Annotated in this window: 14 protein-coding genes; 11 read left to right on the top strand and 3 right to left on the bottom strand. The window is 75.2% G+C overall.

The window, feature by feature from the left end:
- Window positions 1–128: 128 nt before the first annotated feature.
- Window positions 129–494 (top strand): hypothetical protein, encoded by a 366-nt coding sequence (locus tag ACGF15_RS06925; protein WP_345615787.1) that lies wholly within the window; start codon window positions 129–131, stop codon window positions 492–494.
- Window positions 495–531: 37 nt separating this feature from the next.
- On the opposite strand, the gene ACGF15_RS06920 is transcribed toward ACGF15_RS06925, so the two are convergent.
- Complete coding sequence (locus ACGF15_RS06920) at window positions 532–1,491, bottom strand: alpha/beta hydrolase family protein (protein WP_392797099.1); 960 nt, start codon at window positions 1,489–1,491, stop codon at window positions 532–534.
- Window positions 1,492–1,656: 165 nt separating this feature from the next.
- Here ACGF15_RS06920 and ACGF15_RS06915 point away from each other — a divergent pair, with 165 nt between their 5' ends.
- From ACGF15_RS06915 to ACGF15_RS06880, 8 genes are all read left to right on the top strand, one after another.
- Window positions 1,657–2,268, top strand: coding sequence for a TetR/AcrR family transcriptional regulator (locus ACGF15_RS06915; RefSeq protein ID WP_392797098.1), 612 nt, complete (start codon window positions 1,657–1,659; stop codon window positions 2,266–2,268).
- 88 nt (window positions 2,269–2,356) lie between these two features.
- Window positions 2,357–3,310, top strand: a complete 954-nt coding sequence (locus ACGF15_RS06910; RefSeq protein ID WP_362614105.1) for a hypothetical protein — start codon at window positions 2,357–2,359, stop codon at window positions 3,308–3,310.
- Between the two features lie 2 nt (window positions 3,311–3,312).
- Entirely contained in the window at window positions 3,313–3,669 is a 357-nt protein-coding gene (locus tag ACGF15_RS06905; RefSeq protein WP_345615782.1) for a GntR family transcriptional regulator, read from the top strand.
- 491 nt (window positions 3,670–4,160) lie between these two features.
- Window positions 4,161–5,651, top strand: coding sequence for a DUF4331 domain-containing protein (locus ACGF15_RS06900; protein ID WP_392797097.1), 1,491 nt, complete (start codon window positions 4,161–4,163; stop codon window positions 5,649–5,651).
- A 147-nt stretch (window positions 5,652–5,798) separates the two neighbouring features.
- The gene (locus tag ACGF15_RS06895) at window positions 5,799–7,187 is read left to right on the top strand and encodes a tetratricopeptide repeat protein (protein WP_362614109.1); all 1,389 of its coding nucleotides are present in this window, start codon (window positions 5,799–5,801) and stop codon (window positions 7,185–7,187) included.
- The gene (locus tag ACGF15_RS06890; protein WP_392797096.1) at window positions 7,184–8,866 is read left to right on the top strand and encodes a nickel transporter; all 1,683 of its coding nucleotides are present in this window, start codon (window positions 7,184–7,186) and stop codon (window positions 8,864–8,866) included. The genes ACGF15_RS06895 and ACGF15_RS06890 overlap by 4 nt, the downstream gene beginning before the upstream one ends.
- Before the next feature lie 233 nt (window positions 8,867–9,099).
- The gene (locus ACGF15_RS06885; protein WP_345615780.1) at window positions 9,100–9,999 is read left to right on the top strand and encodes a universal stress protein; all 900 of its coding nucleotides are present in this window, start codon (window positions 9,100–9,102) and stop codon (window positions 9,997–9,999) included.
- A 201-nt stretch (window positions 10,000–10,200) separates the two neighbouring features.
- Window positions 10,201–10,611, top strand: coding sequence for a hypothetical protein (locus ACGF15_RS06880; RefSeq protein WP_392797095.1), 411 nt, complete (start codon window positions 10,201–10,203; stop codon window positions 10,609–10,611).
- 456 nt (window positions 10,612–11,067) lie between these two features.
- Here ACGF15_RS06880 and ACGF15_RS06875 read toward each other — a convergent pair whose 3' ends face one another.
- Entirely contained in the window at window positions 11,068–11,595 is a 528-nt protein-coding gene (locus tag ACGF15_RS06875; RefSeq protein ID WP_392797094.1) for a hypothetical protein, read from the bottom strand.
- Window positions 11,596–12,114: 519 nt separating this feature from the next.
- On the opposite strand from ACGF15_RS06875, the gene ACGF15_RS06870 reads away from it, so the two are divergent.
- Together ACGF15_RS06870 and ACGF15_RS06865 are read left to right on the top strand one after the other, a co-directional pair.
- Window positions 12,115–13,509, top strand: coding sequence for a globin domain-containing protein (locus ACGF15_RS06870; RefSeq protein WP_392797093.1), 1,395 nt, complete (start codon window positions 12,115–12,117; stop codon window positions 13,507–13,509).
- Between the two features lie 195 nt (window positions 13,510–13,704).
- Complete coding sequence (locus tag ACGF15_RS06865) at window positions 13,705–14,124, top strand: hypothetical protein (RefSeq protein WP_345615776.1); 420 nt, start codon at window positions 13,705–13,707, stop codon at window positions 14,122–14,124.
- A gap of 294 nt (window positions 14,125–14,418) precedes the next feature.
- On the opposite strand, the gene ACGF15_RS06860 is transcribed toward ACGF15_RS06865, so the two are convergent.
- A complete protein-coding gene (locus tag ACGF15_RS06860) occupies window positions 14,419–15,090 on the bottom strand; it encodes an alpha/beta fold hydrolase (protein WP_345615775.1) in 672 nt (223 codons plus the stop codon).
- Window positions 15,091–15,099 lie beyond the last annotated feature (9 nt).

Below are 15,099 nucleotides of genomic sequence, written 5' to 3'. Positions count from 1 at the left end.
GCGCCCCGGCCCAGACCTGCCCCCGGGTCCGCAGCCGGCCCGTCCCCCCTCGGAGCCTTCCCGCGGGTGACTCGGGGACGCGGTCTAAGCTGACGGGCAAGGCTCAGCGAGCGGAAGGGGGACACCTGGTGAACTGGGTGTGGGTGCTGCTGATCATTTTCTGGACCGGGGGCTTCGCCTGGGCGGCCGACAACGTGCGTACCGCCTTGCGCAACCGGCACGAACGCAAACTGCAGTTGCTGGAGGCGGCGAAGGAGGAGCGGCTGGCGGTCGAGGCGGCGAACAGGCCCCCCGAACCCGTCTGCGGATGCACGCACCATCTCGCCAAGCACGACAAGCAGGGCCGGTGCCACGAACGGGTCGAGGTGCCGACCGCCTGGGACGAGAACAAGAAGCCGCTGCGCTACGAGGCGGACCAGTGCAACTGCCAGCAGTACGTGGGGCCGCAGCCGCTGTCGCAGGTGTTCGCCGAGGACCTGACCGACCTGGCCTGAGGCCCCCGGCCGCCGCCGGCCGGGGGCCGGGGGCGGCCTACTTGGACTCGACCCGGCCGAGCGGCTCCGGCCCGGCCGCCAGGGCGTCCTGTGCCGCCTGCCAGGCGGAGTCGCCGGGCTGGAGCGCGCTGCGCAGATAGGCCTGGGTGAGCCGGGCGACGGCGGTGACCCGCTCGGGGTCCTCGTCCGTCGTCTCGGCCGCGTCGTATCCCGAGATCCCGCCGAGTCCGTGTTCCGCTCCGAACAGAGTGAGGAGGGACTTGGGGCCCGGAGACAGGGTGTAGGGGTCGGCGTGCCAGCTCGGCCCCCTGACGGTCAGGAACGCGGAGTCGTCCTTGTCGCCCGCGACCACCAGCGCGGGCGCCGTCATCGTCGAGAAGTCCGTCGTCAGGAAGAACGCGTAGTTCTCCACCGTGAACGCGGTGAGCGCGTCGCCGCCCCTTCCGGGCGCGGCGAGCAGCACACCCGCGGTGATCCTCGGATCGGCCAGGTCCACCTCCGTCCCGTCGTGAGGGTCGGTGAGCCGGGCTCCCAGCAGCAGGCTCGCGGTGTGCCCGCCCATGGAGTGCCCGGCCACGGCGATCCGGCCGCGGTCCAGGCGCCCGGCGAGCGGGGGGACGGCGGCCTCGAGCGCGTCGAGCCGGTCGATGATCCGCGTCATGTCCTCGGCACGCGAACGCCAGTGCGGGGGTGCCCCGGGGGCGTCGGAGGCGAGGCCCAGGGTCCTCGAGTCCAGATGGGTCGGCTGGATCACGACGAAACCGTGCGCCGCCCAGAGCTGGGCGAGCGGTGCGTAGCCGTTCAGCGAGGAGAGGTGGTTCGAGAACCCGAGGCCGTGCGAGAGGAGGATGACCGGCAGCCCGTCCCCTGCCATCGGGGCGGACACCCGCACCTGCAGGTCCACGGCGCGGCCGGGGGACGGCAGGACGACGGGGCCGACGGAGAGGACGGGCGGGGGCGGGGAGAGGGGGGCGGCTGCACGGGCGGTGTCACTCATGGCGGGTTGTCCCTTCTTCGGCCTCTGGTGCCGCCGCACTTCGGAGCGGGGCGGGCGAGGCGGTCCGGAGCGCCCGGCTTCGGCTAGCCTGAAGCGGAGCGGTGTTTCGTTTAACCATATGGAGCACTGCTCCGTTTAGTCAACGGCGATCGGAAGGAGAGTGTGGTGCCCGTTGCGGACCAGACCGGAGACGAGCAGCCCCGGGGCAGGCGGGCCGACGCGCGGCGCAATCAGCAGACGGTGCTCGCCGCTGCCGCCGAGGTGTTCGTCACCCATGGCGTCGATGCGCCCATCCGCCGGATCGCCGCCCGGGCCGGCGTCGGCATGGCCACGATCTACCGCCACTACCCGACCCGGGCGGACCTCGTCACGGCCGTCTACCGCCATCAGATCGAGGCGTGCGCCGAGGCCGGGCCGGCCCTGCTCGCCTCCTCCGGCTCCCCGTTCGAGGCGCTGCGCCGATGGGTCGACCTCTTCGTCGACTTCCTCGTCACCAAGCACGGGCTCGCCGACGCCCTCCAGTCCGACAGCGACCGCTTCGCCGCGCTGCACACCCACTTCCTCGACCGCCTGATGCCGGTCTGCGCCCGGCTGCTCGACGCCGCGGTCGACGCCGGTGAGATCAGGCCGGGTGTGCAGCCCTACGAGCTGATGCGCGGCATCGGGAACCTCTGTGTCGGGCGGGACGGCGACTCCCGCTACGACCCCCGCCGGCTGGTCGAACTGCTCCTCCAGGGGCTCCGCCGGCCGCAGGCCCCCGACGTGGGGCGCCACTGACGCCCTTCGGTCCCGATCGCTTGACTTGTTTGCATTCAATGCGAACAATCGACCCGAGGTCGAGAGCTGCTCGCGAGAGGGGACGGGAATGGGAAGACGGTGGCGGGGCATCGGTCTGGTGCTGGCGGCACACGGATCGGCTGCGGTTCTCGCGCTGGCGGTGTTCGCCGCCGTGCGCGACCGCTTGCCCGACCCGATGGCGACGCACTTCTCCGGGGCGGGGCCCGACGGGTTCACGGCCCTGGCCCGGTGGCCCTGGGTGGTCCTCGGCGTTCTGCTGGGGGTGGGTGCGCTGGTCGGGGCCGTGCTGTGGGCGGGCTCGCGCCGAGGCGGGCTGCCGCGCGCGACGGTCGCGGCCGTCGCCGGTGTACCGGGCGTCCTCGGCTGGGCGCTGGCGGCCGTGCCGCTGGCCAACACGGACCTCGCCGATGCGTCCGCAGCGGAGTTCGATCCGCTGATGCTGCCGGTCATGGCCCTGGCCGGTGTGCTGTCCGGCACGGTGGTGGGCCTGCTGCTCGGTCCGGATCCCGAGGCGAGGCCCGAGGCCGCCGCGGCGGAGGCCCCGCTGGAACTCGCCGCGGGTGAGCGGGCGGTGTGGAGCCGTGCGGCCGGGGCGAGGTCCGCGGTCTGGCTCGCCGCGGCCCTGCTCGTGGCGTCGGCCGCGCTGTCCGCGCTGTCGCAGTGGCTGCCCGCGGCGGTGCTCCTCTCGGTCGCCGTGGTCGCGGCGGCGTCCACACTGGTACGCGTCGTCGTCGACGACCGGGGGCTCAGCCTCGTCTGGTTCGGGCTGCCCTGGTTCCGCAAGAGGATCCCCCTGGAGCAGATCGAGACCGCGGGCAGCCGCGACGTGGCGCCGTTCGCCGAGTTCGGCGGCTGGGGCTACCGGGTCCGCCCCGGGTCCCGGGGACTGGTGCTGTACGCGGGGCAGGCGCTCTCGCTGCGGCTGCGCACCGGCAAGGAGTTCGTGGTCACCGTCGAGGACTCCCGCAGCGCGGCGGCCCTGCTCAACGCGCTGATCTCCCGCCGCGGAACAGAGGGCTGACGATGCTGGTCAGAGTCGACACCGCCTCGCCGGTCCCGCTGGGCGACCAGGTCGCGGCCGCGGTACGGGGCGCGATCGCCGACGGCCGCGCGGCACCCGGCGACCGGCTGCCCGGCGCCCGGCAACTGGCCGCCTCGCTCGGCGTCAACGTCCACACCGTCCTGCGCGGCTACCGGAAGCTGTCCGAGGAGGGCCTGATCGAACTGCGGCGCGGCCGCGGCGCCGTGGTCACCGCCGGGGCCGGTCCCGACCGCGCCGACCTGGTCGCCCGGGTGCGGAGCCTGGTGACCGACGCACGGGCGCTCGGGCTGGGCGACGAGGAACTGCTCGCCCTGCTGCGCACCTGCCAGGAGCGGTGAGCACTGGCGCACCGGAACCGGAGACAGGGCGAGCCCGCACCCCGCCCCGCACCCCGCGCCGGCCCCCGCCCCGCCCCGCCCCGCACCCCGCGCCGGCCCCCGCCCCCGAGCGGGGGCCGGGGCCTGCGGTGCCCGTCCGGTCCGGGTCCGGCCCGCCGCGGGTGCGGCGGTTCGCCGCCCGCGCGCCGCGGGAATGCCGGGGCCGGACGCGGGTTGATCGCGAGGCCCCCGACACCGCCGATCGCCACCCCGCCCACCCCCTGCCCGCCCCTCCCCACCTGCGGTGACCCTGGGACGGCCGTCCCCGTGCGCGCGGTCCGCGCGCCTCCCCGCAGAGCGGCTCCACCGAAATTCGTGGCGATCAAGACCAAACAAAACCGCCCTCGCGCACGTACTAGTCGGACAACCGGACCGGACCGGAAGTCGGACGAAGGACGAACGCGATGACGCCGAAGACGTGGGGCAGCCGGCCCCGACCAGCACGCCGGAGCATGGCTCTGTTCACCTGCGGGGCCCTGGCCGCAGCAGGGCTCTCGGCCGTGGGCGCCGCGGCGCTCGAGCCGCGGACCGCGGCCGCATCCAGTCACCGGGAGGCCCCCCTGATCTCGGGGCTGCCGCAGCTCGACAACACGGACGTGTATGCCTTCGTCAGCCCCGATCACCCCGACACGACGACGATCGTGGCCAACTGGCTGCCCTTCCAGGAACCCGCGGGAGGACCGAACTTCTTCCCGTTCGCCAGCGACGCGCGCTACACCATCCACGTCGACAGCGACGCGGACGCGCGCGACGACCTGCTCTACCGGTTCACCTTCACCGACCACCGCAAGAACGAGCACACCTTCCTGCACAACACGGGCGTGGTGGAGAGCCTGGACGACCCCGACCTGAACTTCACCCAGACCTACGACATCGAGCTCGTGCGGCTGAAGCACGGCAAGGCCGTCTCCTCGCACCGGCTCGCCCGGAACCTGCCGACCGCGCCGGCCAACGTCGGCAAGGCGTCCATGCCCGACTACCAGAAGCTGCGGGACCAGGCCGTCCACGAGGTCGCGGGCGGGCTGAAGGCCTTCGCGGGCCAGGCGGACGACCCCTTCTTCCTCGACCTGCGCGTCTTCGACCTCCTCTACGGCGGCGACCTGTCGGAGGTCGGCAACGACAGCCTCAGGGGCTACAACGTCAACTCCATCGCCCTGCAGGTCCCGAGCGTCTTCCTGCGCGAGTCCGAGAAGCAGCCGGTCATCGGCATCTACTCGACGACGGAACGCCGTGGCGCGAGCGGCCACTGGACGCAGGTGTCGCGGCTCGGCATGCCCCTGGTCAACGAAGTGGTCAACCCGGTCAAGGACAAGGACAAGTTCAACGCCTCGTCACCGGTGGACGACGGCGACTTCCTGAAGAACGTCACCGAACCGGAGCTGCCGAAGCTCATCGAAGCCCTCTACGAGATCGAGGCACCGGCCGAGCCGCGCCAGGACCTCGTGTCGGTGTTCCTCACCGGCGTCGAGGGCCTCAACCAGCCCGCCGGCGGGACACCCTCGGAGATGCTGCGGCTGAACACCTCCGTCAAGCCGGTGGCCGAGCCGAAGCGCCTGGGCGTACTGGACGGGGACAACGCCGGGTTCCCCAACGGGCGCCGTCTCACCGACGACGTCCTCGACATCGCCCTGCAGGTCGTCGAGGGCGAACTGGTCGGATCCCAGAACGACCTGGGCGACGCGGTCGACACCAACGACAAGGAGTTCGGCCACACCTTCCCCTACGTCGCGCTGCCCGCCTCCGGCTCGGACACCCGGGCCGCCGCCGACGCGCAGAGCAAGAGCGCCACCGCCCTCGACGGAGGAGCCCCGGGCCTCTCCGGCTCGTGGAGCCAGTACACCGTCCCGGCCGTCTCCGGCGCGGGCGCCGTGCTGCTCGTCGTCCTGGGATGCCTCTGGCTGCGCGCCCGCCGCCGCCCCGCCCGCCGGTCCTGGCTCGGCTGACCCGGCGCCGCGGGCCCGGAGGAGCCGACCGGTTCCTCCGGGCCCGCGGCCCCGAACCGCGACCGGCGCGTCCGCGTCGGTCGCCCGTTCCGCGAACGACAGGCGTCAAGCCGCCCCTTCTCCACAGGACCGAGGAAGTTGACTCACATGCCCCGACCCAAGCCGATGCTCGCGCGAGTGCGGGGGAAAGGCCTGCGTCTGCGGACGGCCGCCGTGGCAGCCGCCGCCCTGGCGGCCACCGCCGCCACCGTGGCGGGCGGAGCGGAGCCCGGCCCCCGGCAGCCCGCCCCCGCGCTCGCCGCCGGCGTCCCGCTCTCCCAGTCGACCGCCGACGACCTCGCCCGGGGCACCACAGCCCTGCAGCAGCACCTGAAGGCCCAGCCGAAGGACGCCACCGGCTGGGCGGCCCTGGGCACCGCCTATGTCGAACAGGCGCGGACCAGCGGCGACGCGGCCCTCTATCCCAAGGCCGAAGCGGCCTTCACCCGGTCGCTGGAGCTGCGTCCCGCAGCCGGGAACGACGCCGCCCTCGCGGGGCGGGCACTGCTGGCCGCCGCCCGCCACGACTTCACCGCCGCGCTCGGACACGCCGACCACGCCCTGCGGGTGAACCCCTACAGCGAGCAGGCGCTGGCCGGCCGGGTCGACGCACTCGTCGAACTCGGCCGCTACGAGGAGGCGTGGCAGGCCGTGCGACTGGCCGACCGCCGACGCCCCGGCCTGCCGGTCTTCACCCGGTACGCGTACCTGCTGGAGCTGCGCGGCGACACGGCAGGAGCCGAGCGCCTGCTCAGGCGGGTGCAGGACTCCGCCACGGGCGCGGCGGAGCGGGCGTACGCCGCCACCGCGCTCGGCCGACTCGCCTGGGACCAGGGCCGGTACGACCAGGCCCTCGGCCATTTCGACGACGCCCTGCGGGCCGATCCCGGGCATCTGCCGGCCCTCGAGGGCCGCGGACGCGCCCATGCCGCACAGGGCGACACGCAGCAGGCGCTCGCGGACCTCGGGGAGGCCGTCCGCCGGCAGCCGCTCCCGGAACGGCTGGCCGCCCTGGGCGAACTCCACGAGGCGGCCGGACGGCACACCGAGGCCCGGCAGCAGTACGCACTGGCCGGGACCTGGTTGCGGCTGGCCTCCGCGGGCGGTGTCTCCACCGACCTGGAGGCGGCCCTGGTCGCCGCCGACCACGGCGACCCCCGCGAGGCACTGGCCTCCGCACGCGCCGAATGGGAGCGCCGCCGGACCGTCCACACCGCCGACGCGCTCGCCTGGGCACTGCACGCCAACGGGCGGCACAAGGAGGCACTGCGCCACGCACAGCAGGCGACGGCCCCCTCGCCCGGCTACCGCCATGCGCCGTTCCTCTTCCACCGGGGCATGATCGAGCACGCTCTCGGCGACGCCGAGAGCGCCGAGCGCCATCTGCGCGCCGCGCTGGAACTGAACCCGGGCTTCTCGCCCACCGGGGCCCGCGAGGCCAGGGAAGTGCTCAGGAGCCTGGCGGCCGCGGGGCGGGGCGAGGGGAGCGCCCGGTGACGCCGCGCGCCGCCGCGACCGCTGTGGGCGCGCTCCTGGCCGGGGCCGTGCTCGCACTGCTCCCCGCCCAGACGGCGCAGGCCCACCCGCTGGGGAACTTCACGGTGAGCCAGTACGACGGGCTGGTGGTCTCACCCGGCCGGCTGGGTGTGGACCACGTGGAGGACCTCGCCGAGATCCCCTCGGCGCAGGAGCGGGCCCGGATCGACACCGACGGTGACGACCGGCTGACGGAATCCGAACTGACCGCGTGGGCACGCATCCGGTGCGAGGCCGCGGCGCGCGGCGCCCGCCTCGTCGTCGCGGGCGACCGCGCCCCGGTCACGGCCGGGGCGGCCCGGGCCCGGGAGCAGGCGGGCCAGGCCGGGCTGACGACCCTGCGCGTGAGCTGCACGCTGACGGCGCCGATACCGCGCGCCGAGGAGATCCGCTTCTCCTACCGGCCCGCCCAGGCCGCGACCGCGGCGGGCTGGCGTGAGATCACGGGCCGGGGCGACGCCATGACGCTCGACGGATCGGACGTACCCCAGGAGTCCGTCTCGCAGCGGCTGCGCGCCTACCCCGACGACCTCCTGTCGTCCCCGCCGCGGCAGGAGACGGCGGGGTTCACCGTGCGGAGCGGTGGCCCCGCGCTCGCCGGAGGCCGCAGCGAGGGGGACGGCTCCCCGGTGGCGAGCGTGCTGCCGCGCGGGGCCGACCGCTGGGCACAGGCGCTGACCGGCCTGGTGGCCCGGCACGAACTGACGCTCGGCTTCGCGGCGTTCGCCCTCGCCGTCGCCCTGGGACTCGGCGCCCTGCACGCCCTGGCCCCGGGCCACGGCAAGACGATGATGGCCGCGGCCGCGACGGCCGGAGGCCGGTCCTCGCTGCGTGACGTCCTTGCGCTCGGGGCCTCGGTGACCCTGACCCACACCCTGGGGGTGTTCGCGCTGGGGGCCCTGATCACGGCCGGCTCGGCCGCCGCGCCCACGGTGGTGTCCTGGCTGACGGTGGCGAGCGGAGCGCTGGTGGCGCTCGCCGGAGCGCTCCTGGTCCGCAGGGCCTGGCGGCGGCGCCACTCGCAGGGCCACGGCCATGCCCACGGCCATGCCCACGGCCATCTCCACACCGACGGGCATGCCCACCCCCACACCCATGCCCACACCGACGGGCATGCCCACCCCCACGGGCACGATGGAGAGGGCGGCGACCGGCACGCCGGCGGGGCGCAGACCAGGCCCGCGGAGGAGCGGGTGCCGGCCGCGGCGGTCCACGCGGCCGAGGGGACCCGGCACCCGTCCGCCACCCCCGCCGCGCCGACGGGCCACGCCCACGCCCATGTGCACTCCCACCTCCCTCCCGCCCCCGGCCTGCGCGGCGTGGTCCTCATGGGCCTCGCGGGAGGGCTGGTACCGAGTCCCTCGGCCGTCGTCGTCCTGGTCGGTGCGGCTGCCCTCGGGCAGGCATGGTTCGGCTTCCTCCTGGTCCTCGCCTACGGGGCGGGCCTCGCGCTCACCCTCGCGGCCGCGGGCTTCGCGGTGGTGCGCCTGCGCGATACCACGACCCGCAGGCTGATGCTGCGACCGCACGGGCGGCTCTTCGCGCTCGCCCGCCGAGCGGCTCCCCTCGTCTCCGCGGCCGTGGTGCTCGTGCTCGGCTGCGGGCTGCTGCTCAGAGGTATGGCGACGACCCTGGGCTGAGGCAGGGGGGCGGCGCCGCTGCGGACCCGCGGGGCACGGCAGGGACTTTCGTCCCGGACCAGGGCCCCCGGGTCCCTTCTTCCGGAGCGCCGTGCGGTGGGAGCGTGGAGGCAGAACGCGACAGGCGAGAGACCGCGGACCGCGCGGGGACCGTGTGCCGCGGCAAGCAGGAGCACCGCGGGCGCCGCGAGGACGCGGGACGCAGACAGGTGCGGCCGTACCAGGAGGAACGAATGAGCAACCCCATCACCCTCGGGCCCGTCGTCGCCGGTGTCGAGGGCTCCGCACAAGCGCGGGCGGCCGTCCTGTGGGCCGCCGCCGAGGCGGACCGCCGCGGACGGCCCCTGCACCTCGTCCATGCCACGGGAACCGACAAGCGCGCGCTGTACGCCTCCGCCGACACCGTCGAGAAGGTGCGGGAGGCAGGACGCGACCTCCTCGCCGGGACCGCCGAGCTCGTGGCGGAGCGGTTCCCGGCCCTGACGGTGACCAAGGAGCTCAGCTCCTCCGGCGCGGTGAGCGCACTGCGCGAGGCCGCGGGCACCGACGGCACGATCGTGGTGGGGAGCCGCGGCCTCGGCGGCTTCGGCTCCCTGATGCTCGGCTCCGTCGGCCTCGGGGCAGCCGCCCACGCCACGGTCCCCGTCGTCGTCGTCCGCGGCGAACACCACGAGGCTGCGGACTCCCGGCGCGTGATCGCGGCCGTGCGCGGTCAGGACGACCTGCCATGGGTGCGCTACGCGGCGCAGGAGGCGGTGGCCCGCAAGACGGAACTCCGCCTGCTGAGCGTCTGGGCACCGCTCGCGCACGTCGGCACCGAACTCACCCTGCTCGACGACATCGACGGTGTGGCGCGGGAGCGGGTGCACGAGATCGGCCTGCTCGTCGACGCACTCGCCGAGGAGTTCCCCGACCTGGCGGTGACCACCGAGGTCGAGGGCGCGCGCTCCGTACCGGGACTGCTCGTCGGGGCGGCCGACGACGCGGCGCTGCTGGTCCTCGGGGCCCACCGCCCGCGCCTGGGCATCGGCCGCCCGCTCGGCCACGTCGCCCACGCCGTACTGCACCACGCCCACTGCCCCGTGGCGATCGTCCCGCGCGAGCCGCAGGGCGAGGACGCCCCGCAGGGGTGAGCCCGCCCGCGGGCCGGGAGGGGGTCGATGCGCCGCGCCGGTGCCGGTCGCGTCGGCCCCCTCGGTCCGGATGGGGCCGCCGCGGTCGTCGGGCCTATGCCACGGGCCGCCTGCCGTCATGAGTACGGGTACTCATGACCGGGACGCTCCCCTGGCCGAGACTGGCCGTTACCGTGTCGGATGGTTCAGGAAGGACGGCGTATGCGTGGGGGGAAGACCGCCGCGGCGGTCGTGCTGACGGCTCTGGGGACGGTCGCGGGGGTGGCGACGCCCGCTGTGGCGGCCGGTGGTCTGCTTCCCCACCCGGGTCCGGACGGCCTGGTGTGGGTCGACGAGGCGACGGGCGACGGGGGAGTGGCGTCCGGAGGGGCATGGGAGGGCCTGCCGACGGTGCTCACCGTGGCGTGCGAGGGCGGGGGCAGTGTGGCGGTGACCATGGAGTCGCAGGGCGACCGCGTGGCTGCGTTCCTCGTGGACTGCCCGGTCGGCGACGCACGCGTGGGCTCGGTGACCATGGAGGCCGGTGCCGTCCGGTCGGGGTCCTTCACCATCGACGTGGACGCCTCCGACGAGGGCATCCGTTGGGCCCTGACCGTCACCCAGCCCGAGTAGCCCCTCGCCGGCCCCGAGGAGTCTCCGCTTCGGCGAGCCCCCGGCACGAACCCTCCCGACGGGCACCGTGAGGCCTGCCGCTGCTCGGCACCACAAGGGCGGCGGCCGGAGAGGAACGCCGGCCGGCCACGGGCCACCAGCCCTGCCAGGGGCACCGCTTCGGCGTACCCGTACCGGACTCCATGCCACCCCACCCGCCACCGGGGCGCCGGTCACCGTGGGACGGAAGCGCGTGCCCGCCCGGCCCCTTGCGGCCCGGACGACGTCACGGCAACACCCGCGGCATCGGCGGGACGCGCGCAGGGGACCCCGTCGAGAGGGGACCCGGACCCGGGGCGCCCGCCGGTTGCTCCGGCCCTTCTCGACCGGGCCCGCAGCACGAGGCCCGGCGGGGCCGGCATCCCCCGAACGGGGAGGGCACCACCGCGCCGACGGGCCCGGCCGCCGCCGCGCCCTTCACCGGGACGGCCAGAACCGGAGGAGGTAGCGCTCCACTCCGGTCCCGGTCCCGGTGCCCGCCGACAGGGCGGCGGCCGCCGCCCGGCCGACGCAGCCGACACGGACCCGCCACGAGCCGCCGGCCCCGCCCAGGGTGATGACGCCGTCCATCCGGCCCGAATGCAGGGACCACACCGCGAGTTCGCCGCTCGAGGACTCCACCGTCGCTTCGCCCTGCTCGTCCCAGGCGACCGCATCCTGGGCCGGGGGAGCGCCGTCCCACACCTCCACATCGACCGTCGCGGTGTGGGTGTGCCCACCGCTGGTGATGTCCAATCGACCCGGATGCACGCCGAGGAAGGCGCCGGCGTCCACACCGTCGGGAAAGGGGACAGGCAACTCCCCGTCGTCGGAATCCTGCAGCCCGAACACGTGGTACCCCACGTGCGCGCTCACCCGCTGCCGCCGTACGACCCGTGCCACGGACACCACCCCCTCGGTGACGGCCCCGCCGACCCTCCCGGGAAGGGGGGGCGGTTCCGTCACCGTACGCCCTTCACCGGCCGGCCCGGCCTGCCACGGCCCGGGGCACCGCCCGTGGTGCGCGCCGGATGCGCTCCGCCCCGCCTGCCCCTCCGGACGGGGAACGGGGCACCGCCACCGGCGGGCGCATCCGGCCGCGCAGCGCAGTCAACCACCTCCCGCCCCACCGCCCCGAGGGCCGAACGTCCCGCCCTACCAGGGCCGTTGGGGCACAGCAGCCGAGTGCCATACTCCGGACCGTCGAGCCGCGGAACCCGCACCGGACAGGAGCCCTGCGATGCCTCAGCCCACCCTGCACACCACCACGGCCCCCCTCTCCCGCACCGCCGTCCCCGCCGCCGGGGCACTGTCCGGGGGGCCTTCGCCCTCCACCGCCCGATACGTCCTGCGGCCGGCCCGGAACCACCCGGCACCGGCACGAACACCGGCCCCGCAACCGGCCTCCCAACCGGCCCGGGCACCCGCGCCGTCCGCCGCCCGGGTGCTCCCCGCCCACCTGCGCACCCCCGCCGGGAGCCACACGTGACCTCCGCCGACTACCACGCCCTGCTCGCCCGCCAGGAGGCCATGCACCTGCGCAGGAGCCTGCTCACCGCCCCCGCCGCCCCGGCGCCGGGACGCCCTTCCACGTGGAGCGGGGGCCCGGCGGCCGTGGCCGACCCGTACACCGGCGGCGGGCACGACAGCGCCCACGACCAGTGGCTCATCACACGGCGACTGCCGCTCGTCCTGCCCCTCGACCGGCTCATCGCCCACCTCTACGACGCGATGTTCGAGCGCCACCCCTACCTGCGGGCCCTGTTCCCCGACTCCATGGACTTCCAGCGGGCCCACCTGGAGCGGGCCTTCCGCTACCTCGTCGAGAACCTGCACCGTCCCGCCCTGGTCACCGCCTACTGCGCCGCCCTGGGCCGCGACCACCGGCGACTGGGCGTCCGGCCCGCCCACCTGGCCGTGTTCGAGGAGGCCCTCGCACAGGGGCTGCGCCGCAGCGCGGGCGCGGGCTGGACGCCCGAACTGGAGGCGGCCTGGCTGCGCATGCTGCGCTGCGGTGTCGCCGCGATGGTGGCCGGAGCACAGGCCGCGGCCGGTGAACCCACGCACTGGAACGCGGAGGTGACCGGGCACCGGGTGCATCACACCGCCACCGGCGGCACCGTCGCGGTGCTGCGGGTACGGCCCTCGGAGCCGTACGCCCACCGCGCCGGCCAGTACGCGAGCCTCCAGTCGCCGCTGCTGCCGCAGACCTGGCGGCCGTACGCCCTCGCCGACGCACCCCGCCCGGACGGCGAGCTGGAGTTCCACGTGCGGGCTGCGGGTGCCGGCGGGGTGGGCGAGGCGCTGGCCCTGCACACCCGGACCGGCGACGCGCTGCGCCTGGGCCCCGCGCGCGGCACGATGACCCTGGACGACGCCGACCTCGCGGAACGGGACGTGCTGGCCGTGGCGGCGGGCACCGGCTGGGCCACGGCCAAGGCCCTGCTGGAGGACCTGGCCACTCGGCGCATTCCGGGCAGGGCCGCCCACCTGCTCCTCGTCGGCGCCCGGACCCGCGGCGACCTGTACGACGCGCAGGCGCTGGAGCGACTCGAAGCCCGGTGCCCGTGGCTGCGCGTGACCTGCGCGGCGCCTGGCGAGGACCTGCCCCTCCACCGGGGCTGGGCGGAGTGCACCGCGTACGTCAGCGGACCTCCGTCCGTGGTCGAGGACGTCCTGCGCACCCTGACCGGCCGCGGCCTGCCCGCCCACCGGGTGCACCGCGATCCGCGGCCGCCCAAGCGCACCCGGGACCTGGGCTCGCACGCACCCGGCCCCCTGAGGCCCGTCACCGCCGACCCGCATCCCGTCCCCGGGGGCCCCGGTTCGCGTGCCCCGGCCGACGGCGTACCGCCCTCCGGGTTCCGCCCGGGCCCGTGACCCGCGCCCGGGCGGACCGGGCCCCGAGGCGGCCGGTGACGGGCGCATCGCCGTGATGCGCGGGGCAGGAGGGCGGCGCCGTGTGCCGCTCGGCCGGGGCTGCGGCCGCCGCGGCACCCGCCCCGGACCGGGCGCGTCCGGCTGCCGACGCCCTCCGCCTCCGTGGGCTCCCCGGGTTCCTGGTAGAACACGTGTATGACCTACAGGTTCACGGCCCGGTCGGTGGCGGCCGAGGCCGACGTCGACGGCGAGATGCAGGTCGGCGTGGCGGAGGAGGACGAGGGCTTCTTCCTGCTGTTCACACGCCCTGCCGGTGGGCCGTCCGCAAGCGGCCTCCCGCCGGGGCCCGGCACCTACCGGGTGACGACTCCGGACGGGTGCACGGCCCATGGCTGCGTCCGCGAGGTGTCTCTGGCGGGCACCCTGCTCGCGGTGTCACTGGACCCCGAGTGCCTGGACGCCCTGGAGCTGGAGGACGCGGAGATCGAGGCGGTGCTCGACCTGCCGGCCGAGAGCATCGACGAGCTGCGCGAACTGCTCGTGAGGGTACTGGCCTTCGGGCCCGAGGAGGCCCGGCCCCGGCTCGCCGGACTCTCGGCCGACTCCGCCTGGTGAGGCGGCGTCGGCACTCCGCCGGACACCGGGGCCGGCCCCCGGACGACCGTTGCCGACCCCTTGCCGTCCGAGGGGCAGGGCGTCCGCCCCGAGGACCGGTCCCGGACCCCGCGGGCCCCTTCGGCGGCCGGCCGCCGAAGGGGAGGGCCGGGAGCGGTTCCCGGCCGGGCCCGTGCGCCGCGGCCCGGAACCGCCCCTCCGGCTGCCCGGGACCAGGACCCCCGGGCGCGGACCCGGAGGGCGCGCCCCCGGCGCCCCGGCCGATGCGGCGGAGGGCCGCCGCCGCTGCCGGGCTCAGGCGATGAAGTCCCGTACCTTGGCGTAGTTGCCCGCGTTGTCGTTCATGTTGTTGTGGCTGATGCAGCCGACGGACACGTTCGCGGCGCCGCTCAGCCTCGCCGACGAGTCCGGGTTGATCAGGGCGTCGCACGTCGAGTAGAGCGCCAGGTAGTCGAGGTCGCCGGGCGTCTCGTCCCCGGCGTTCAGGGTGCCGAGGAAGCTGCTCCCGGCGACCATCTCCCAGCACGAGGTGTAGAAGGAGCACAGGACGCTCAGGTCCGTGCCGTGGTTGACGCCGGCCACCGAGACGAAGTCGTCGACGTAGGAGGTCCCGCCGTTGAACTTGACGTACCAGCGGGCGTTGAGTGCCCCCATGGAGTGGGTGACGATGTCGACTCTCTCGGCGCCGGTCGCCTCGCGTACCTGCGCGACCTTGGCGGCGAGCTGGGAGGCCGTGGTCTTGTTCGACTGCTTCCAGTTGTAGGACCAGGTGAACAGCTGCGAGGAGTCGTAGCCGTCGGCCTTGAACTTGCCGATCCAGGTGTTCCAGGTGCTGGCCGAGCTGCTGAGGCCGTGGACGAAGATGACCGGGTCGCGCGTCTCGGCCTGCGCGGGCGACGCCGCGAGGAGGGGGGTGACGGCGGCGGCCACGGCGCCGAGGGCCAGGGTGCGGAGGAAACGCTTCATTGGGCTGTC

Source organism: Streptomyces sp. NPDC048001 (assembly GCF_043203115.1).
In the GTDB taxonomy this organism is placed as follows: domain Bacteria; phylum Actinomycetota; class Actinomycetes; order Streptomycetales; family Streptomycetaceae; genus Streptomyces; species Streptomyces sanyensis.
Note: the sequence above shows the minus strand (reverse complement) of the source record. Positions and strands in the feature narration are given on the sequence as shown.